Annotated in this window: 23 protein-coding genes; all 23 read left to right on the forward strand. The window is 51.3% G+C overall.

Going from position 1 to position 18,698, the window contains the following annotated elements:
* The first annotated feature begins 459 nt into the window (after positions 1-459).
* Positions 460-1,002: an ATP-dependent protease subunit HslV gene (gene hslV / locus EHV15_RS22350; RefSeq protein ID WP_128633156.1), complete on the forward strand. Its 543-nt coding sequence runs from the start codon at positions 460-462 to the stop codon at positions 1,000-1,002.
* 40 nt (positions 1,003-1,042) lie between these two features.
* Entirely contained in the window at positions 1,043-2,446 is a 1,404-nt protein-coding gene (hslU, locus tag EHV15_RS22355) for an ATP-dependent protease ATPase subunit HslU (RefSeq protein ID WP_128633157.1), read from the forward strand.
* Between the two features lie 433 nt (positions 2,447-2,879).
* Complete coding sequence (gene flgB, locus EHV15_RS22360; protein ID WP_128633158.1) at positions 2,880-3,287, forward strand: flagellar basal body rod protein FlgB; 408 nt, start codon at positions 2,880-2,882, stop codon at positions 3,285-3,287.
* Positions 3,288-3,292: 5 nt separating this feature from the next.
* Entirely contained in the window at positions 3,293-3,742 is a 450-nt protein-coding gene (gene flgC / locus EHV15_RS22365) for a flagellar basal body rod protein FlgC (RefSeq protein WP_128633159.1), read from the forward strand.
* Positions 3,743-3,785: 43 nt separating this feature from the next.
* Positions 3,786-4,094, forward strand: coding sequence for a flagellar hook-basal body complex protein FliE (gene fliE, locus EHV15_RS22370; protein WP_246061739.1), 309 nt, complete (start codon positions 3,786-3,788; stop codon positions 4,092-4,094).
* Between the two features lie 31 nt (positions 4,095-4,125).
* Positions 4,126-5,715 (forward strand): flagellar basal-body MS-ring/collar protein FliF, encoded by a 1,590-nt coding sequence (gene fliF / locus EHV15_RS22375; RefSeq protein WP_128633160.1) that lies wholly within the window; start codon positions 4,126-4,128, stop codon positions 5,713-5,715.
* Positions 5,697-6,743 carry a flagellar motor switch protein FliG gene (gene fliG, locus EHV15_RS22380; RefSeq protein ID WP_425464444.1) on the forward strand — a complete coding sequence of 349 codons (1,047 nt, stop codon included), beginning with the start codon at positions 5,697-5,699 and terminating at the stop codon, positions 6,741-6,743. The genes fliF and fliG overlap by 19 nt, the downstream gene beginning before the upstream one ends.
* Entirely contained in the window at positions 6,736-7,593 is an 858-nt protein-coding gene (locus tag EHV15_RS22385; protein WP_128633162.1) for a FliH/SctL family protein, read from the forward strand. Before fliG ends, EHV15_RS22385 begins: the two co-directional genes overlap by 8 nt.
* The gene (gene fliI / locus EHV15_RS22390; RefSeq protein WP_128633163.1) at positions 7,577-8,893 is read left to right on the forward strand and encodes a flagellar protein export ATPase FliI; all 1,317 of its coding nucleotides are present in this window, start codon (positions 7,577-7,579) and stop codon (positions 8,891-8,893) included. Before EHV15_RS22385 ends, fliI begins: the two co-directional genes overlap by 17 nt.
* A gap of 10 nt (positions 8,894-8,903) precedes the next feature.
* On the forward strand, positions 8,904-9,347 hold the full coding sequence (gene fliJ / locus EHV15_RS22395; protein ID WP_128633164.1) for a flagellar export protein FliJ: 444 nt from the start codon (positions 8,904-8,906) through the stop codon (positions 9,345-9,347).
* Positions 9,348-9,393: 46 nt separating this feature from the next.
* Positions 9,394-10,335 carry a MotE family protein gene (locus tag EHV15_RS22400; RefSeq protein ID WP_128633165.1) on the forward strand — a complete coding sequence of 314 codons (942 nt, stop codon included), beginning with the start codon at positions 9,394-9,396 and terminating at the stop codon, positions 10,333-10,335.
* A 45-nt stretch (positions 10,336-10,380) separates the two neighbouring features.
* Positions 10,381-11,805, forward strand: coding sequence for a flagellar hook-length control protein FliK (locus tag EHV15_RS22405; protein WP_128633166.1), 1,425 nt, complete (start codon positions 10,381-10,383; stop codon positions 11,803-11,805).
* 18 nt (positions 11,806-11,823) lie between these two features.
* Complete coding sequence (locus EHV15_RS22410) at positions 11,824-12,342, forward strand: flagellar hook capping FlgD N-terminal domain-containing protein (RefSeq protein WP_128633167.1); 519 nt, start codon at positions 11,824-11,826, stop codon at positions 12,340-12,342.
* Positions 12,339-12,722: a TIGR02530 family flagellar biosynthesis protein gene (locus EHV15_RS22415; protein WP_128633168.1), complete on the forward strand. Its 384-nt coding sequence runs from the start codon at positions 12,339-12,341 to the stop codon at positions 12,720-12,722. The genes EHV15_RS22410 and EHV15_RS22415 overlap by 4 nt, the downstream gene beginning before the upstream one ends.
* An 86-nt stretch (positions 12,723-12,808) precedes the next feature.
* Positions 12,809-13,630, forward strand: coding sequence for a flagellar basal body rod protein FlgG (flgG, locus tag EHV15_RS22420; protein WP_128633169.1), 822 nt, complete (start codon positions 12,809-12,811; stop codon positions 13,628-13,630).
* A gap of 79 nt (positions 13,631-13,709) precedes the next feature.
* Entirely contained in the window at positions 13,710-13,934 is a 225-nt protein-coding gene (locus tag EHV15_RS22425) for a flagellar FlbD family protein (RefSeq protein WP_128633170.1), read from the forward strand.
* Positions 13,931-14,404, forward strand: coding sequence for a flagellar basal body-associated FliL family protein (locus tag EHV15_RS22430; protein WP_128633171.1), 474 nt, complete (start codon positions 13,931-13,933; stop codon positions 14,402-14,404). Before EHV15_RS22425 ends, EHV15_RS22430 begins: the two co-directional genes overlap by 4 nt.
* Positions 14,405-14,446: 42 nt before the next feature.
* Positions 14,447-15,445 carry a flagellar motor switch protein FliM gene (gene fliM / locus EHV15_RS22435; protein WP_128633172.1) on the forward strand — a complete coding sequence of 333 codons (999 nt, stop codon included), beginning with the start codon at positions 14,447-14,449 and terminating at the stop codon, positions 15,443-15,445.
* Complete coding sequence (gene fliY / locus EHV15_RS22440) at positions 15,435-16,664, forward strand: flagellar motor switch phosphatase FliY (RefSeq protein WP_128633173.1); 1,230 nt, start codon at positions 15,435-15,437, stop codon at positions 16,662-16,664. Before fliM ends, fliY begins: the two co-directional genes overlap by 11 nt.
* Before the next feature lie 27 nt (positions 16,665-16,691).
* Positions 16,692-17,057: a response regulator gene (locus EHV15_RS22445; protein WP_128633174.1), complete on the forward strand. Its 366-nt coding sequence runs from the start codon at positions 16,692-16,694 to the stop codon at positions 17,055-17,057.
* 9 nt (positions 17,058-17,066) lie between these two features.
* A complete protein-coding gene (locus EHV15_RS22450) occupies positions 17,067-17,603 on the forward strand; it encodes a flagellar biosynthetic protein FliO (RefSeq protein ID WP_128633175.1) in 537 nt (178 codons plus the stop codon).
* The gene (fliP, locus tag EHV15_RS22455) at positions 17,600-18,361 is read left to right on the forward strand and encodes a flagellar type III secretion system pore protein FliP (protein WP_128633176.1); all 762 of its coding nucleotides are present in this window, start codon (positions 17,600-17,602) and stop codon (positions 18,359-18,361) included. Before EHV15_RS22450 ends, fliP begins: the two co-directional genes overlap by 4 nt.
* A 63-nt stretch (positions 18,362-18,424) precedes the next feature.
* A complete protein-coding gene (gene fliQ, locus EHV15_RS22460; protein WP_128633177.1) occupies positions 18,425-18,694 on the forward strand; it encodes a flagellar biosynthesis protein FliQ in 270 nt (89 codons plus the stop codon).
* Positions 18,695-18,698: the final 4 nt, after the last annotated feature.

Here is an 18,698-nt window from a genome sequence, read left to right on the forward strand (position 1 = left end):
TCTACGTACCAAAAGGGAATCCAGCAAGCTCATTAAGTCATAACATAGAACTAGCGTTAAAAAAGCGCCTGTTGCCAGCTCGTAGTCAAGCGATTCCCGAAGGGAGAGCGAGTAGGAGCGCCCAAAGTAAGACGTACCCCGAAGGGGGGAAAAGCGTTCCTAGCACGAAGCCAAGCGAATCCCAAAGGGAGAGCGCAAAGGAGCGCCACAGTGCCTCCCACGTTAGTTCAAAATCAGGAAACCCAGGAACACCCAAAGTAAGACGTACCCCGAAGGGGAGAAAAGCGTTCCTAGCACGAAGCCAAGCGAATCCCAAAGGGAGAGCGCTAGGAGCGCCTCACTCCCTCCTACGTTAGTCCCCTTTGCGGGTATCCAAAGGGCTGCAAGCCCTTGGAGCCCTCCCTTACGGTAAGGGAGGGCTTGGGAGGGTTGAGAAAAAGAGAAAGGAAGGCGATACACATGATTCCAACTTTTCACGCTACAACGATCTGCGCCGTTCGTCATAACGGCAAAGGGGCGATTGCGGGCGACGGCCAAGTCACTTTTGGCGAAAACGTTGTGATGAAGCAGACCGCTAAAAAAGTCCGCCGTTTATACCGGGGGCAGGTGCTGGCCGGGTTTGCGGGTTCGGTAGCCGACGCGATTACGCTGTTTGAGAAATTTGAAGGCAAGCTGGAAGAGCATCATGGCAATTTGCAACGGGCTGCCGTCGAGCTCGCCAAAGATTGGCGTCAGGATCGGGTGCTGCGCAAGCTGGAGGCGCTGATGATCGTGATGGACCATTCGGGGATGCTGCTCATTTCCGGCGGCGGAGAAATCATCGAGCCGGATGATGACGTGCTGGCCATCGGTTCGGGCGGCAACTTTGCGCTTTCGGCGGCCCGGGCCCTCAAACGGCATGCCGGTGGAATGGAAGCCAAAGACATCGTCCGGGAGTCCTTGCAGATCGCCTCGGAAATTTGCGTGTATACGAACAGCAACATTATCGTGGAAGAGCTTTAAAGCGGCCTAGGCCACACTATTTTCTCAGGAGGGACGTATCGTGAGCGAGAAAAATTTAACGCCAAGACAAATCGTCGCAGAGCTGGATAAATACATCGTAGGCCAAAAACAAGCGAAAAAATCCGTGGCTGTTGCCTTGCGGAACCGCTACCGGCGAAGCCTGCTCCACGAAGAGGTACAGGATGAAATCGTGCCGAAGAACATGTTGATGATCGGTCCGACGGGGGTCGGCAAAACGGAAATCGCCCGCCGTCTCGCCAAGCTGGTAGGAGCGCCTTTTGTGAAAGTGGAGGCTACCAAATTTACCGAGGTCGGTTACGTCGGCCGGGATGTCGAATCGATGGTCCGGGATCTCGTTGAAACGGCCATCCGCACCGTAAAGCTGGAGCGTACCGAGAAGGTCAAAGACAAGGCGGAGGAGCTTGCCAACGAGCGGCTCGTTCACATTCTGGTTCCTTCCGAAAACAAGGCCAAAAGCGGGCGTAATCCGTTCGAAATGCTGTTCGGAGGCGGAAACCAGGGCAGTGTCCCGACCCAAGAGCAAACCGAGGAGGACAGCAGCCTCGGCGAGCGCCGCCGCCAGATACGCTTCAAGCTGCTTGCCGGCCAGCTCGAGAACGATATCGTCGAGGTCGAAGTGGAGGACAATACGCCTACGATGATGGACATGTTTGCGGGGCAAGGCAATGACCAGCTCGGGATCAACATGCAGGAAATGTTCGGGAACCTTTTGCCCAAGCGCACCAAAAAAAGAAAGCTGACCGTGAAGGAAGCGCGTAAAGTGCTGACCCAAGAAGAAGCCGCCAAGCTGATCGATCATGATGATCTGATCCAAGAGGCGATCGCGAGAGCGGAGCAGAGCGGGATCATTTTTATCGACGAAATCGATAAAGTAGCCAGCCGGGGGCAAGGCTCCGGACCGGATGTTTCCCGCGAAGGCGTGCAGCGCGATATTTTGCCGATCGTCGAAGGCTCGACGGTAATGACGAAATACGGTCCGATCAAAACCGACTATATTTTGTTTATCGCCGCGGGGGCGTTCCATATCGCCAAACCGTCGGATTTGATTCCCGAATTGCAGGGGCGTTTCCCGATTCGCGTTGAACTTAGCAGCTTGTCGCTGGACGATTTTGTTTCGATTTTGACGGAGCCGCAAAACGCGCTCACCAAACAGTACATTGAACTGCTGCGCACGGAGAACCTGGAGATTGAATTTTCCGACGAAGCCATTCGGGAAATCGCCAGAATCGCCGCTGCCGTAAATGCCAACACCGAAAACATCGGGGCAAGAAGACTGCACACCATTCTGGAAAAGTTGCTGGAGGACTTGTCCTTTGAAGCGCCGGAGTTGACGTTGGAAAAAATGTTGATCACTCCGGAATACGTAAGGGAAAAATTAGGAGAAATTGCCCAGGATCGTGATTTGAGCCAGTTCATTTTGTAAGTTTTTCGCCTTTTTTTTGATGTCCTCGGCTTTTTTACCCAGGACCTGACACTTTTTTCACAAATTCTTCAAGAAAGACCGCCTACCTATGAAAATAGGGGTGGTCTTTTTGTTATTCCGACAAAGTTGATAAATTTTAGTTTGATTGAAAATTGTCGAATGTTGGCTGTTTTATAGAAAAGACTTCAAATAATGAAAAAAATAACTAATTACGTCCCAAAGATAGGGCTTTTTTCTTATTGTAATAATGTCGAATCTCCATGAAACTTAGGATATATGACATCATGAAAATTTTTCAATAACTAGGACATAAGAAAGACAGCAAGAAAGACAAAAAATAGCAAAAATATGTCGAAAAAAAGAGGATTTATTATCTGTTTGTTGAATTATGATGATTAACTGCTCATATGAGACTTAAAAGGGGGGAAATAAGGTGCAATTGTTGAATGGGTTGGGATTTAACAGACTAGAGACTGCATTACAGGCCGCCAATCTTCGGCAAGGGGTTATTTCCAATAATATAGCAAATGAGGACACCCCCTACTATAAGCGTTCAAGCGTTTCTTTTGAAAGTTTGTTGCAAGGCGAACTGAATGGCGGCATGCCTGCCTTGCAGGGCAAAAGAACTGATTCCAGACATTTCGTAATAGGGCCGTCGACGGGTATTCCGGAGCCGAAAGTCCTGACAGATGAGAGCACGATCATGAACAACAACCAGAACAACGTGGACATCGACAGCGAGATGGCCCAACTCGCCGAAAACCAACTTCGGTACAATTCTTACATCGAACAGCTTAATTACATGGTCAAAATGAAACGCACGTCTATAGAAGGGAGATAAGCAAAATGACAATCAGCAATAGTTTCAGCATTAGTTCTTCCGCACTAACTGCGCAGCGTCTCCGTATGGACGTCATTTCCTCAAATATCGCCAACGCCGAGACGACGAGAGCCAGAATCGAAGACGGCCAAGCGGTTCCTTACCGCAGAAAAACCGTTGTCATGGCTCCCAAGGAAGCGGATTTCGGCAGTATGCTGAGCTCTGCTCTTGAGGGCGGCTTTAACGGCCAAGGGGTCAAAATTACGAAGATTCAAGAAGACCCGGCTCCTTTTAAACCGGTGTACAATCCGACGCATCCCGACGCGGACAGCGAAGGATACGTGCACATGCCGAACGTGGATATTTTGAAAGAAATGGTGGACATGATTTCGGCTACCCGGTCCTACGAAGCTAACGTAACGGCGCTGAACGCCAGCAAAGCGATGATTACCAAAGCGCTGCAAATAGGCAAATAGTATTAAAGCAAGCTAGACATCAAGCAGTTAGGAGTGTTGATCTTTGATTGAGAGAATGAGCTTTGACGCCATCAAACCGCTGGTGGGGCCGCAGCTGCCAAGCAAACCGCAGACGCCGACTCCTGCCGAATCGATTAAAAACTTCAGTTCTTATTTGAGCGATGCGTTGGACGGAGTGGCTGCGCAGGAAGCGAACGCCCAGAAAGTAAATGATCAATTTATACTCGGAAATGCAAGCGCCGACCAGATGATGATCGCCTCAGAGCAAGCTTTGTTAAGTTTGCAATTGACGACGCAAGTACGCAATAAAGTGATAGAAGCTTATCAAGAAATCATGCGTACGCAAATTTAACGATTTTAGATGCTTCGGATGAGGTGACATTGTGAATGAGAGAATCGCTCAGTACCGGGACCGACTAACCGGGTACTGGAACCAATTCAGCAAAAAACAGAAAACATTATTGATAGCTACAATCGCATTCGTGCTGCTTGCCGTGATCCTGATGACAATCCAATTCTCCAAAACGGAGTATGAAGTAGCTTTTACGGACCTGGACTCAACCGATGCTGCCGGAATTATCAATTATTTGGAATCCGGGGGCATCCCTTACAAATTGAGTTCGAACGGTACGGCGATATCGGTTCCGAGCAAAAACGCGTCCCGCGTAAAGGTGGACGTTGGGTCCCAAGGGATCGTTAAAAGCGGTTCTATCGGACTGGAATCTTTTAACCAAAGCTCTTCGCTGATCGGCATGACGGATAATGAATTCAACGTTAAGTACAAAAACGCTTTGAACGGCGAAGTTGAACAGCTGCTTAAACAGATGCAGGGTGTCAAGGACGCCAAGGTATTGATCAATCTTCCGGCAGAAAACGTGTTTGCCAGTCCGGAAGAGCAGGAAAAAGCGACGGCTTCCATCGTCCTCACCTTCAATCCGGGATATCGTGCAAACCAGGAGGCTATCGACGGATACTTCAATCTGGTCAAGACATCGGTACCGAATTTGCCGATTGAAAACATCTCTATGTCATCCAGTGATGATACCGTACTATTGCCCAGCGGACAAGGCGGGACAAACGGCACTCTGTCGGCGGCGGTTCAGGAAAACATGGCCTTGCAGAAAAAATTCGAGAGTGATGTTCGCCAGAGTGTGAAACAGTTCCTTTCCAGACTGACGGGACCGGACAAAATTGAGGTGTTGGTCGCATCCAAACTTAATTTTGACCAAGTGACGCAAAAAGACAATCTGGTGACGCCGGTCGATACCGAAAACATGAAAGGGATTGAAATCAGCGCGCAAAAGGTGCAAAAGAGCTACACAGGAACGGCAAGCCCCGATAGCGGAGTTCCGGGAACCGGCCAGCAGGATGTTGTTAATTACCCTTCGGCCCAGTCCAGCGGCGGCTCTTCTTCGGAGGAATCGTCTTCGACGATCAATTACGAAGTTAACCGGATTACGAAGGATATCGTAGCCAGCCCTTATGTCATCAAAGATTTAACCATCAACGTTGCCGTTGCACCGCCAAACGGACAGCAAGCATTGGATGATACTACCCGCACGGCCATCGAAAATATTTTGACCAACATCGTGGGTTCCTATCTTGCCGATTCCGGTACTACATATACAGACGCAGAACTGCAGCGAAAAGTTTCAGTTGTTTCGCAACCATTTCTTAGCGATGCTGAGCCAAGTACGGGTCTGAGCCTTTCGAGCCCGATAGTATGGGGAGTTGGCGCGGCGGCTCTGCTGGCACTGGCAGGGATTGGATTCGTCTTGTTCCGCCGTCGCCGCAACCAACAACTGGCAGAAGAGGAAGAAGAAATTTCGATGCCTCTCACTCCAGAATTCCCGTCCATTAATTTGGATTCGGTCACGAATGAGAACCAAGTGCGCAAACAACTGGAGACGCTGGCCAAGAAGAAGCCGGAGGAATTCGTTAACTTGCTTCGCACATGGCTAGCGGACGATTAGAGGTGAACGGATTGTCAAAAACAACTAGCACAGTGTTAACCGGGAGACAGAAAGCGGCCATATTGTTGATCACGCTCGGGCCTGAGGTGTCGGCGGAAATTTTCAAACATCTGCGCGATGAGGAAATCGAGCAATTGACGCTTGAAATCGCCAATGTCCGCAAAGTGGACAGCGTGGAAAAAGAGATGATCATGGCCGAGTTTCACCAAATCTGTCTGGCCCAAGAGTATATTACGCAGGGCGGCATCAATTACGCCAAGGAGATTTTGGAGAAGGCGCTTGGACAGTCCAAGGCGCTGGACATTATCAATCGGCTGACGGCGACCTTGCAGGTGAGACCTTTCGATTTTGCCCGCAAGGCGGATCCGAACCAAATTTTAAACTTTATTCAGAACGAGAACGCCCAGACGATTGCCCTTGTTTTGTCCTATCTGCAATTTGAGCAGGCGGCGGCTATTCTCTCTTCTTTGCCGCAGGAGAAGCAGGCGGAGGTTGCCAGAAGAATCGCCGTGATGGACAGCACGTCTCCGGAAGTGATTTCTCAGGTTGAACGTGTCTTGGAACAAAAGCTGTCCGCTACCGTAACTCAAGACTACACCAGCGCGGGCGGCATCGAGTCGATCGTGCAAATTTTGAACGGGGTCGACCGGGGCACGGAAAGAACGATTCTCGATTCGTTGGAAATTCAAGATCCGGAGTTGGCCGAAGAGATCAAAAAGCGGATGTTTGTTTTCGAAGATATCGTCAACATCGACAACCGCTCGATCCAGCGGATTATTCGCGACATCGAAAACGCCGATCTGCAGCTTGCCCTCAAAGTGGCCAGCGAAGAAGTCCGGGAAGCCGTTTTCCGCAACATGTCGAAGCGGATGTCCGAGACATTCAAGGAAGAAATGGAATACATGGGACCTGTGCGGCTGCGTGATGTCGAAGAAGCGCAGACCCGCATCGTAGCTACGATCCGCAGATTGGAAGAAGCTGGTGAGATCATCATCGCCCGCGGCGGAGGAGATGACATCATTGTCTAATTTGATTAAGGTGTCGCAGTACGTTCCGGTGGAAGTGTTGAAGCAGCTCAACTTGGCGAAATCGTTTGAGATTCCCGAGGACCAGCATGATAAAGCGGAGACTCCTGCCGTAGAGGAGGATGTTCCATCTCCGGAAGATATCGCCGCGGAACAAATCCGCAAGCAAATGCTTGACGATGCCAAGGAGTTTGCCGAGCGTCAGGTAAGGGAGGCCGCGGAACAAGCCGAGCAGCTGCTTGCCGAAGCCCGGGAGCAAATCGAAACTTGGTGGCAGGAGCGCCGTGAGCAGGATGAGCATTTAATAGAAGCGGTCAAATCGGAAGGCTTCAGCCAAGGGTTTGAGGAAGGAAAAATTCAAGCGGAGCTGACGACGAAGGCCAAGATCGACGAAATGATGCGGGAAGCGGGAGCCGTACTGCAGCAGGCTTACATTGAGAAAGAACGGATCATTCAGGAGGCCGAGCCGTTTCTCGTGGAGCTTAGCTGCGCGATCGCCGAGAAAGTTATCGATAAGCAGCTGAGCGTCGATCCGGATTATACGCTGGAACTGGTCAAGAAAAGCTTGGCGCGCAAACGGGAGCAAGGCGTTCTTACGTTATGCGTTTCGCCTGCTCACTTTGCTTTCGTGCAGGCGGCCAGAGAGGAACTTAGCCTGGCGATCGATTCGCAAGCGGAGCTGCAAATTTTGCCGGATCCGACCGTAAAAGACCGGGGCTGTGTGATTCGTTCCGCATTCGGCAGCGTGGATGCCCGCATCGATACTCAGTTGACTGAAATCAAAAAAGAGCTGGTGCGCATCGCGATGCAGGCGGAAGAGCGGGGGCAGACGAACGATGAGCATGAACGCTGAACGCTATATCGATCATCTCAAGCAGCTTGATCCGGTCCGGATTAACGGCAAGGTTACTCAAGTCATAGGTCTTATGGTGGAATCCGAAGGTCCTGATGCCAGCATCGGCGACGTGTGCCATATCTATCCGACAAAAGCGTCGCAGCCGCTGCAGGCCGAAGTCGTCGGGTTTCGGGACAACAAAGTGCTGCTGATGCCGCTGGGAGAACTCCAGTCCATCGGTCCCGGATGCGATGTGGTCGGAACCGGAAAGCCGCTTACCGTGCAAGTGGGATCCGAGCTTTTGGGCAAAGTGCTGGACGGTTTGGGCCAGCCGCTCGACGGTTCGCTTCTGCCTTCGCGGATGGGCCACTACTCGACCTTCAACAAACCGATGAACCCGTTGAATCGCCCGCGCGTTGCCGAACCGATCAGTATCGGGGTCCGGGCGCTCGACGGATTGCTGACGATCGGCAGAGGACAGCGGGTAGGTATTTTCGCCGGCTCCGGGGTAGGTAAAAGTACCTTGATGGGGATGATTGCCCGGAATACGGCGGCGGACGTCAATGTTATCGCTTTGGTAGGAGAACGCGGCCGCGAGGTGCTGGACTTCATTGAACGGGATCTTGGGCCTGAAGGCCTGGAACGATCCGTTGTCATCGTGGCCACTTCGGACCAGCCCGCTTTGATCCGGATGAAAGGAGCGCTCATCGCTACGACGATCGCTGAATATTTTCGCGATCGCGGCTTGAACGTCATGCTGATGATGGATTCGGTGACGCGTTATGCGATGGCGCTGCGCGAAGTGGGACTCGCCATTGGAGAGCCGCCGGCGATGAGAGGCTACACGCCTTCGGTATTCGCCGCGCTGCCCAAGCTGATGGAAAGGGCGGGGACCGGGCCGACCGGATCGATTACCGCTTTTTATACCGTGCTGGTTGACGGTGACGATATGAATGAGCCGATCGCCGACGCGGTGAGGGGGATTTTGGACGGACATATCGTGCTGAACCGGGGCATAGCGAACAAAGGGCATTTCCCGGCCATCGACATTTTGGCGAGCATTAGCCGGGTTATGAAAGACATTGTGCCGGAGGAGCAAAACGAGGCGTCCGAAAATTACAAAAGGCTGCTGGCGGTGTACAAAGATTCCGAGGATTTGATCAACATCGGCGCTTACCAGCGGGGGTCCAATGCCGATATCGATGAAGCGATCGAATACATACAGAGCATTTGGGCTTTTTCGAAACAGAAAGTGAACGAAAAGGTAACGCTCGCCGAGGCGCAAGAACGCTTAATTTCCGAATTTGCAAGGAGATGACCTTTAAAGGATGAAATTCCGTTACGTCTATCAGAAAGTTTTGGATTTGAAATCAAACGAGAAGACGCAAGCTGAATGGATGTTGTCCGCCGCCGTCGGGGAGTTGCAGTCGGAACAGCGTTCCTTGGAGCAATTGTTCGAGGAACAGGCCAGAACCGCTTCGGCCATTCAATATGAAATGGAAAATAGCGCTTCGATGCAGAGGCTCCAGGAACTTCAACGGTACATGGAATATATCGAGCAATCCATTACCCGTAAACTGGGGGATGTCAAACGCGCCGAATTGAACGTGGAGCAAAAGAAGACGATTTTAAACGGCAAGATGCGGGACGAAAAAGTTTGGCTGAAAGCCAAAGAAAAAGCGAAAGAAAAATTTCAGCACGAAATGCTTCTTCGGGAACAAAACGAGCTGGATGAGATGGCCACCGTCCGGTTTGCCATGAGGGCCCGTTAAATTTTGTGCGGGCGATAATTATGGGTTTTTCGAAGGAGGAAAGAAAATGGCTAAGACGGAGCTGAAACTGGAGGAAGAGCTGGAGGAATCGGGTGGCGGATTCTCGCGTTTTCTGTTTTTCATGACGCCGATCCTGTTTACGGTTGTTCTTTTTGCGGTGCTATTGTATCTGTTTAATACGAACTTTCGGAATACGCTGCTGGATTTGGGGAACAAGGTCCCGTTTATTAGCAACTTCGTGCCCGATCCCGAGTTGACCGAAGAAGAGAAGGCCGCTGCGGCAACGGATGAGAAAAAACAGCAAGAAAGCACGGATGCTACGGTTAAGGAATTGAAGGAGCAGGTCGCCCGTCAAGAGGCGCAGCTGCAGGCGGCGAACCAGCAAACCGCGGAGCAGCAGGACAGGGTGAAGCAGCTTGAGCAAGAACTGGCCGCGGCGGAGCAGCAATCGGCCGAGGAACAACAGGCTGCCGAAACCGAAGCTTATCAAAAGGAAGTAAAAAAGCTGGCTCAGCTGTATTCGGAAATGAGCCCCAGTAAAGCGGCCGCCATTTTTGGCAACTTAACGACGGACGAAACGCTGCAGATGCTTAACGCGATGAGCAATGAAAGTAAAGTGGCGATTCTCGAAAAAATGGATCCGCAAAAAGCGGCGGATATTTCGATCAAGCTCAAGGATGTGAAGTCGGCGGATGATTTGGCGATCGCCGCGCTGCAGTCGCGGTTGAAGAAGGACGCGGCGTCAGAAGCCACGGCTGCGGGTACGGCCAAAGGACTGGACGATACCCAACTCAGCCAGACGTTCGCAACCATGTCGGCCGACGCCGCTTCCCAGTTGATTTTGCAAACATACAAAGTCAGTCCGGACAAAGGCTTGAAAATTTTGAAGGCCATCGATGACAACACCCGGTCGAAAATTTTGGAAAACATGACGAAAACCGACGAAAAAACTTCGGTGAAAATTTTGAATCAGCTGTTAGCCAAATGATATGGAGACAGCGGGCAACCGTTCATGAAAGGAGGTGAAAAAGAAATGGGTCAATCGGTATCGATAAATTCGGGAACGGCGGCTAACGCCTTGGTTTACACGGTTGGCGGAAATGGCGTCAGCGCGGCGAGCGGCCAAGGAAACGGGCAATCGTTTGATCAAAAGCTGGTTTCGATGCTGCTAGGAAATGCGAACCCGGGGACAGGACAAGCGAATGCCCAACTGCTCACTTTGGCAGGTCTGCAGAGCGACGGAAGCGCTCAAGAAGAAAATGCGAACAATAGTCTGCTGTCGATGATCGAAGGATTGCTGCAGCAGCTTCCGAAGCTGGACGATGCGCTTCAGGACAACCCGTCGCTGCTCGAGTCGCTTCAGGGCTGGCTGCAAAACTTCCAGAGCTTGATCATGCCGCAGGCGGATGAGACCGGGGCGGATGGGGCCGTTGAAATTCTGGCCTTGGCGCAGCAGCCGGAAACGGTGCGCTTTGCAGTGCAGGATGCGCTGGTTCAACTGCTGACCGTCCAAGCTGATGCGCAGTCGGTTGCAGGCGCGACGAACGCGGCTTCCCTTTCCCAGACTCAAGCATTGCTGGATTCGCTGCAACACGTGCTGGACAGTATTCCGGAATCCTCCGAACGGGCGCAAACCGGCGGCAAAGCTGCCGAGCTTCCAAGTGTACATAACTTGGTTTCGGGGAACAAACCTGCGGAAACGAACAGCCAAGGGAATATGGGTCAAAACGGAAATGGCGACTCCCTGAAAGGCGAAAATCCGCAAATCGTTGTGGCAAATCAACCTAAAACAGAGTCTGCGAAATCCCAATTTTCCGTTGCCGCTAAAGCCGCGGGCGAGGTCAGCGCTGTTGAGGCTGAACCTACGGATAATGCGGATGTGGATAGTCCGCTTCAACCGGGCAGTGTCGTTACAGCGGGACAGCTTGCGCTTCGGGATGCCGGTGTTGCTTCCGTAAAGCATACGCCACGCCCGGTGCCTGTGGAGAATTTCGCTAAAGAGATGAGCGGTTTTCTGGTAAACAAGCTGGAAATCGTTAAGCTGCAAGGCGTGTCCGAAGCTAGAATTTCGCTCTACCCTGAACATTTAGGCCAGGTTGATGTGAAGATTACGATGCAAGGCGGCCAATTAACGGCGCAATTTATGACCGAGCACGTATTTGCCAAGGAATCGCTGGAACAGCAGATGTCTCAGCTTCGTTCGGCGCTGCAATCCCAGGGGCTGCAGGTGAACAAGCTGGAAGTGACGCAAAATACCGCGTTATCTTCGCATATGTACCATGACGGACAGCAATCCGGCAGCGGGGCAGGACAGCAGCAGCAAAGCGAAAGACGCCGTGCGCTGGTCGAGGAAGATGTTTTGGCAACCCGTGATTTGAATGAGGAGTGGAACGCGTGGATTGCCGAGGTCCGGGAGAAGGAACAAGGTTTTGGCAGCTCCTTTAGCGCAAGAGCATAGAAGAAAGGAGGCAGCTTTGTGGCTGATGAATATACGGGCAATATCTCGTGGCCGGGTTATGCGCAAACGAATACGAATACGAAAAAGTCCAGTACGAAGAGCAATGAGCTAGGCAAGGACGATTTTCTGAAATTAATGATCACCCAGTTGCGATACCAGGATCCGCTATCTCCAATGGACAACGCCCAATTTGTCGCACAAACGGCGCAGTTTACTTCGTTGGAGCAGCTTGTAAACATTTCGGACCAACTTGCTGCCATGCAAGAATCTTTAGGGAATGAGTCCGGCTTGATCGGCAAGGAAGTCACTTGGGTCAAGGAGACGAAAACCGGAAATTACGATACGAAAACAGGAAAAGGAGAGGTTATCGTCGAGACCGAAAGCGGGATCGTCGACTCCATTATCGTTCGGGACGGGATTCACTACGTGAAAGTTGGGGACAAAGAAATCAAAATTTCCGAGGTCCAACAAGTTGGGAATCCGGCTGCAGATCCGGATGTGCCGAATGAGCCTGAGCAAGGAACTGATGAGTCATGAGTGATCCGGTAAAAATCGGGCATCTTTATCCGGGAAGAATCCCGCCAAGCTCATTATCGTCAGGGAAAGGCCCGCATACGAGCGCTTTGGGAGAGTCCTCCTTCAAGGACATGCTCGCGGACCAGCTGATTCATTTCAGCAATCACGCCGTAAAACGTTTGGAGCAGCGGGGGATTGAGATTAAACCGGAGCAGCTTCATCAAATTAAATCGGCGATCGACAGTGCGGCCGCAAAAGGGGCTAAGGATTCGCTGATCTTGATGAAGGATATGGCGCTGATCGTAAACATCAGCAATCGTACGGTTGTGACGGCCATGGACGGCAACAGCATGAAGGACAACGTTTTTACACAGATCGATAGCGCCGTCATTATTTCTTGATTGGCTGGACCGGATACGGAAAGCCAACAGCCGCGGATCGACTGAAGCGGCTATAGCCAACTATTAGCTGGGAGGATGAGAATCGAATGTTAAGATCTATGTATTCAGGCGTATCCGGGATGCGCGGATTTCAGACTAAGCTGGACGTTATCGGCAACAACATCGCCAATGTAAACACCGTAGGTTTTAAGTCCGGCCGCGTAATGTTCAAAGACATTATGAGCCAGACGATATCTGGGGTTACCGCTCCGGTTGAGGATACAAGCGGCGGTATCAATGCCAAGCAAGTCGGCCTTGGCGTGCAGATCGGCTCGATCGACACGCTGCATACCGGCGGCAGTGCGATGACGACCAACAATCCGCTCGATTTGCGGATTGACGGTGATGGATTTTTCTTGGTGAAGCTGAATGCGGATCAGGAAGAACCATTCCTGACTCGGGCCGGGGATTTTCATATTGACGCTGTGGGCCAATTGGTCACTTCCGATGGATTGCTTGTCTGCGATAGCGCCGGGGAGGCGCTGGAACCGATAGATCTGGCCACAGTAACGGCTTTCTCCATCTCCGCCGACGGCACGATCATCCAGAAGACCGCAGACGGCGAGACTACCGCCGGGCCAATCGGTGTCGCCAAAGTTGCGAATCCCGAAGGCCTGGAGAAAATCGGGGGAAATCTCTACCGGTCTACATTGAACGCGGTAGCTGACGGGGAACTGACGTACACAAACCCCAATAATGCCGAGGCAGGCACCGGAAAATTAGTCCCAGGGCAACTGGAAATGTCCAACGTGGATCTCACCGGTGAATTTACGGAAATGATCGTCGCACAGCGCGGTTTCCAAGCGAATTCGCGCATCATCACGACTTCCGACGAAGTGTTGCAGGAAGTCGTTAACCTGAAACGTTAGTAAACGTTAGCGGGGGAGCGTAAGCTATGTGCCTCCCCCGCATCCCTAACTTTCCCGTTACCGCGTAGGAGGAGGTACCATGATTTCTGTAACACGCCTAAACGGTTCGCAGATGTGGCTTAACGCCATCATGATCGAGACCGTCGAAGAAACGCCGGATACATATGTCACTCTCGTAACGGGCAAGCGTATTATCGTGCTGGAGAAGGCGGCCGATGTGATCGCAAAGATCGAGGAGTATTACCGGGAAATCGGCATCCACGCAGCGACTATTAAAGTGCAACAAACGGAGGAATGGTCATGAAAAAAATGTTGCCCTGGCTAATTACGATTTTGCTTGCGATTACGTTGATTGTGATTGCCGCCGGCTATCTGATGAGCTTAATGAACAAATCGGATTCAGGCAACGCAGCGAAGGCAAATGTCGAAACAGTGGCTGAACCCCAGATGATGTCGGCCGATGAAATCGTAAAAGTTACTTCGACGATCGATGACGTCAAGACGAATTTGTCCGATCCGAACTACGTCGTCGTCATGAATTTTGCCTTCCAATTGGATAATGAAACGTCCAAGGAAGCGTTCGACATGATCAAGGATTACAAAATCAAGCCGATTATCATCAAAACGCTTGCGGATACGAAACCGGAGGATCTGACAGGGGCGCAGGGCAAAGACAATTTGAGCTCCAAGCTGCTGAACCTGATCAATAAATCGCTGCCGGAAGGAAAATTGATTCAAATCGATATTACCAATTTCATTATGCAGGCGATCTAGACAATATCGAACGAAACTGATTTTTCTAAGGGGGTGAGATGTTTGGTAGATGTATTATCGCAGAACGAGATCGATGCGTTGCTCGCTGCATTGTCATCCGGTGAAATGGATGCCGAAGAACTGAAAAAGGAAGAAACGCAGAAGAAAATCCGCTCTTACGACTTTAAAAGAGCAGTGAGATTTTCCAAAGACCATATTCGCAGTTTAACCCGGATTCACGAGAATTTTGCCCGTTATCTCACCACCTACTTTTCGGCGCAGCTGCGTACTTTCGTGCAAATCAACGTGGTTCAGGTAGAACAGCTTCCTTATGATGAGTTTATTCGGTCTATTCCGAAAATGACGATTCTGAACATTTTCGAAGCGGAGCCGCTGGAAGGAAGAATGGTGCTTGAGGTCCATCCAAACGTTGCTTTTGCCATGCTGGACAGACTCCTTGGGGGGATCGGGACCGCGCCTTCGAAAATCAGCTCCTTGACCGAAATCGAAACGATCATCATGGAGCGGATTTTCAGCCGGGCCTTCGAAAGTTTGCAGGAAGCCTGGAAAACCGTGGTGGATATCAATCCGCGGATGGAGGGGCTGGAAACGAACCCGCAGTTCATGCAAATCGTTTCGCCTAACGAAACGATTGCGCTCATTTCGCTGAGTACCAAAATCGGAGACACCTCCGGGATGATCAACCTTTGTATCCCGCATGTGGTCATTGAACCGATCATGCCGAAGCTTTCGGTTCACCACTGGTTCGTCTCCCAGAAAAAGTCGCGTGTTCCCGAAGAGGTCGATGCGCTCCGCCACCGGGTCAATAAGGCGATGCTGCCGATTGTAGCGGAACTGGGGGAATCGCAAATCACCGTTCGCGAATTTTTGGGCTTATCGGCCGGCGATGTGATTTCCTTGAACAAACCGGTCCAGGAAGGTTTGCAGATCCGGATCGGAGACAGATTGAAGTATATCGGCAGCCCGGGAACCATCAAAGACCGAGTTGCGGTGCAAATTAACGATATTGTCAGCGAAGGAGTTGAGGAACTTGACGAGTAAAGATTATTTATCCCAAGAGGAGATCGACGCCCTGCTCAAACAGGCCAACCAGGATACGGCGTCCGAGCCTACGGTGGACGACGTATTGACCCCGCTCGAGCAGGACGCGCTTGGCGAAATCGGCAACATTACGTTCGGCAGTGCGGCAACTGCGCTCTCGACGCTACTCAATAAAAAGGTGGACATTACCACGCCGAAAGTTTCCGTCATTACGCGGGCCCAATTCGAAGCCGAGTTTCCGAAGCCGCATGTTGCGGTTCACGTTGAATACGTAGACGGGTTTGAAGGGATGAACTCTCTGGTCATCAAGACGAGAGACGCTCAAGTCATCGCCGATCTGATGCTTGGGGGAGAGGGAAATCCGGCCGAAGCGGAATTGAATGAAATTCATATCAGCGCCGTACAGGAAGCGATGAACCAAATGATGGGTTCTTCCGCGACATCGATGTCGACCATATTCAACCGGTTTGTCAACATCTCGCCGCCGGGGATCGATATTTTGAACATGACCGACGGGCATGGGGTGGGAAGCCTGCCGCCTGCGGATCCGCTGATTAAAATATCGTTCAGGCTAACGATTGGCAATTTGATCGATTCCACGATCATGCAGCTGCTGACCGTAAAATTCGCCAAGGAGATGGTGGACAGCCTGATCAGCGGTTCGACAACGGATTCGGCCAGTGAAAGCGCCGCGGCGGCAGCCCCGGCTCCGAAAGCGGCTCCGGCTTATCACGAGCCTCCGGCAGCGTCTCAGCAAACGTACCAAGCGCCGCCGATGCAACAGCCGGATCCATATCAGCAGCCTGCCGCATACGGGCAGCCAGGGGCGCATCCTTATCCGCCGCAAGGCCAGCCTTACAGTGAGCCGCATCATTACGGCGGTGTTCCGGGCCGGAATGTGAATGTGCAGCCCGTACAGTTTGCGAACTTGGGAAATCCGTCTTTCGGGCAAGTTGATGAAAATAATTTAAACTTACTGATGGACATTCCCCTTAAAGTCACCGTAGAATTAGGAAGGACCCAAAAGCAGATTAGGGATATCCTGGAATTATCGCAAGGCTCCATCATCGAACTGGACAAGCTTGCCGGCGAGCCGGTTGATATTCTGGTGAACAACAAATTGATCGCCAAAGGCGAAGTCGTCGTCATCGATGAGAATTTTGGCGTTCGCGTAACGGATATCGTCAGCCAGTGGGACCGCATCCAAAAATTACAATAGTAGAAGTTTAGGGAGGATTTTAAATCAATGGCAAACCGAATTCTAATCGTAGACGATGCAGCATTTATGAGAATGATGATCCGCGACATCTTAACGAAAAACGGTTTTGAAGTAGTTGGGGAAGCGCAAGATGGCGCGCAAGCGATCGAAAAGTACAAGGAGCTGCACCCCGACCTCATCACGATGGATATTACGATGCCGGAAATGGACGGTATCGCCGCGCTGAAGGAAATTAAAAAGCTGGATTCCAACGCCAAAGTAATCATGTGCTCCGCTATGGGACAACAAGCGATGGTTATCGATGCGATTCAGGCCGGGGCCAAGGACTTCATCGTGAAGCCGTTCCAATCCGACCGGGTTATCGAAGCGATCAACAAAACGCTGGGACTGTAGGCCTATAAAATGAATCCGAATCAGCCGGCTCCTCAGTTCGGTTCTGGGGATGTCAATTTATGGGGGAACCTGATAACGGTCATCGTTGTCCTTGGCCTCATCCTTGTTTTAATCGTTGCTTTGCTCCGTTTTATCGGGAAAAGAAATCGCATCATGTCCCAGAGCCGGTCGATCCGCACTTTGGGAGCCGTGGGTCTGGGACCAAACAAATCGCTGCAGGTGATTGAAATCGGAGGCTCCATTTACGTCGTCGGAGTGGGAGAGGACATTTCCCTGGTCGATAAGATCTCCGGCCCGGCCGAAGTAGAGGCGCTGCGGCAGGCCTTGGCGGAGGAAGAGACGGAGTTTGCCGGATTTTCTTCCATTCTGTCCGGCGTAATCTCCCGCTTCAAAAAGGAACCGCCTCAGGAAGAAGAGCTGGAAGGGACGGCTTTTCACGAGGTGTTCCAATCACAGCTGCGGAAAATGCCAAACCGGAAACGGCAAATGGAGGATTTGTTGCAGGATCCGGAAGAACAATCTACAGATCGGTCGAGGGATTCATGAAGAAAAAAGTCATACTCGTCAGCTTGCTGCTGGCTTTGTGTAGCGTGCTTGCCGTCTCCGTAGCTTCCGCAGAACCGGCGGATCCAATTCCGAACATCGGCATTCAGATCGGTGGCACGGGAGGAGAATCGGGCACCAGTTCGTTGTCCATTATTCTGCTCATTACCGTGCTCAGCCTTGCGCCGGCCATTCTGGTGCTGATGACGAGTTTTACGCGAATCGTCGTTGTGCTAGGCTTTGTCCGCAGTTCCCTGGGGACGCAGACGATGCCTCCCAACCAGGTGCTGATCGGGCTTGCGTTGTTCCTGACCTTGTTTGTGATGAGCCCGACGCTCTCCACGGTTAATGAGGTGGCGCTGCAACCTTATATCAAAGGCGAGATTACCCAATCGGAGGCGCTGGAAAAAGCGGCGGTGCCGATGAAAAAGTTTATGTATACCCATACCCGCACCAAAGACCTTCAGCTGTTTATGGGATACACGAAAATGGAAAAACCGAAAAGCTATGAGGATATCCCGCTTTCGGTCATGGTTCCGGCGTTCGCCATCAGCGAACTCAAAACGGCTTTCCAAATGGGCTTTATGATTTTTATCCCTTTTCTGATCATCGATATCGTCGTTTCCAGCGTGTTGATGGCGATGGGGATGATGATGCTGCCGCCTTCCATGATTTCGCTGCCGTTTAAAATATTGCTCTTTGTGCTTGTGGATGGTTGGTACTTAGTCGTCAAGTCGCTGCTGATGAGTTTCAACCCTTAGAGGTTTGAACTCGAATTTAAAGGTCGGGAATCGATTTTAATTATCTGGAGAGGAAGACGGTTTATGAGTTCGGAATTTATCATCGGTTTGGCCGGACAAGCCGTTTACACCGTTTTGAAAGTTAGCGCGCCGATGCTGATATTAGGGCTGGCCGTAGGTCTTTTGGTCAGTATCTTTCAGGCTACGACGCAAATTCAGGAACAGACGCTGGCCTTTGTTCCGAAAATCGTCGCCGTTTTGGTCGCGTTATTATTGTTTGGCCCCTGGATCTTAACGACGCTGGTCGACTTTACCTATGGGATCTTAAACAATCTATCTAGTTATATCGGTTAGGCTG

The organism is Paenibacillus oralis (genome assembly GCF_003863965.1).
Lineage (GTDB): Bacteria > Bacillota > Bacilli > Paenibacillales > Paenibacillaceae > Fontibacillus > Fontibacillus oralis.

Coding starts and splice junctions, on each gene's coding strand:
- EHV15_RS22415 (WP_128633168.1), top strand. CDS start 12,339: ATGAGTGATCCGGTAAAAATCGGGCATCTTTATCCGGGAAGAATCCCG.
- EHV15_RS22400 (WP_128633165.1), top strand. CDS start 9,394: ATGGCTAAGACGGAGCTGAAACTGGAGGAAGAGCTGGAGGAATCGGGT.
- EHV15_RS22450 (WP_128633175.1), top strand. CDS start 17,067: ATGAATCCGAATCAGCCGGCTCCTCAGTTCGGTTCTGGGGATGTCAAT.
- flgC (WP_128633159.1), top strand. CDS start 3,293: ATGACAATCAGCAATAGTTTCAGCATTAGTTCTTCCGCACTAACTGCG.
- fliG (WP_425464444.1), top strand. CDS start 5,697: ATGGCTAGCGGACGATTAGAGGTGAACGGATTGTCAAAAACAACTAGC.
- fliP (WP_128633176.1), top strand. CDS start 17,600: ATGAAGAAAAAAGTCATACTCGTCAGCTTGCTGCTGGCTTTGTGTAGC.
- EHV15_RS22430 (WP_128633171.1), top strand. CDS start 13,931: ATGAAAAAAATGTTGCCCTGGCTAATTACGATTTTGCTTGCGATTACG.
- hslV (WP_128633156.1), top strand. CDS start 460: ATGATTCCAACTTTTCACGCTACAACGATCTGCGCCGTTCGTCATAAC.
- EHV15_RS22445 (WP_128633174.1), top strand. CDS start 16,692: ATGGCAAACCGAATTCTAATCGTAGACGATGCAGCATTTATGAGAATG.
- fliJ (WP_128633164.1), top strand. CDS start 8,904: ATGAAATTCCGTTACGTCTATCAGAAAGTTTTGGATTTGAAATCAAAC.
- EHV15_RS22405 (WP_128633166.1), top strand. CDS start 10,381: ATGGGTCAATCGGTATCGATAAATTCGGGAACGGCGGCTAACGCCTTG.
- fliQ (WP_128633177.1), top strand. CDS start 18,425: ATGAGTTCGGAATTTATCATCGGTTTGGCCGGACAAGCCGTTTACACC.
- flgG (WP_128633169.1), top strand. CDS start 12,809: ATGTTAAGATCTATGTATTCAGGCGTATCCGGGATGCGCGGATTTCAG.
- fliI (WP_128633163.1), top strand. CDS start 7,577: ATGAGCATGAACGCTGAACGCTATATCGATCATCTCAAGCAGCTTGAT.
- EHV15_RS22425 (WP_128633170.1), top strand. CDS start 13,710: ATGATTTCTGTAACACGCCTAAACGGTTCGCAGATGTGGCTTAACGCC.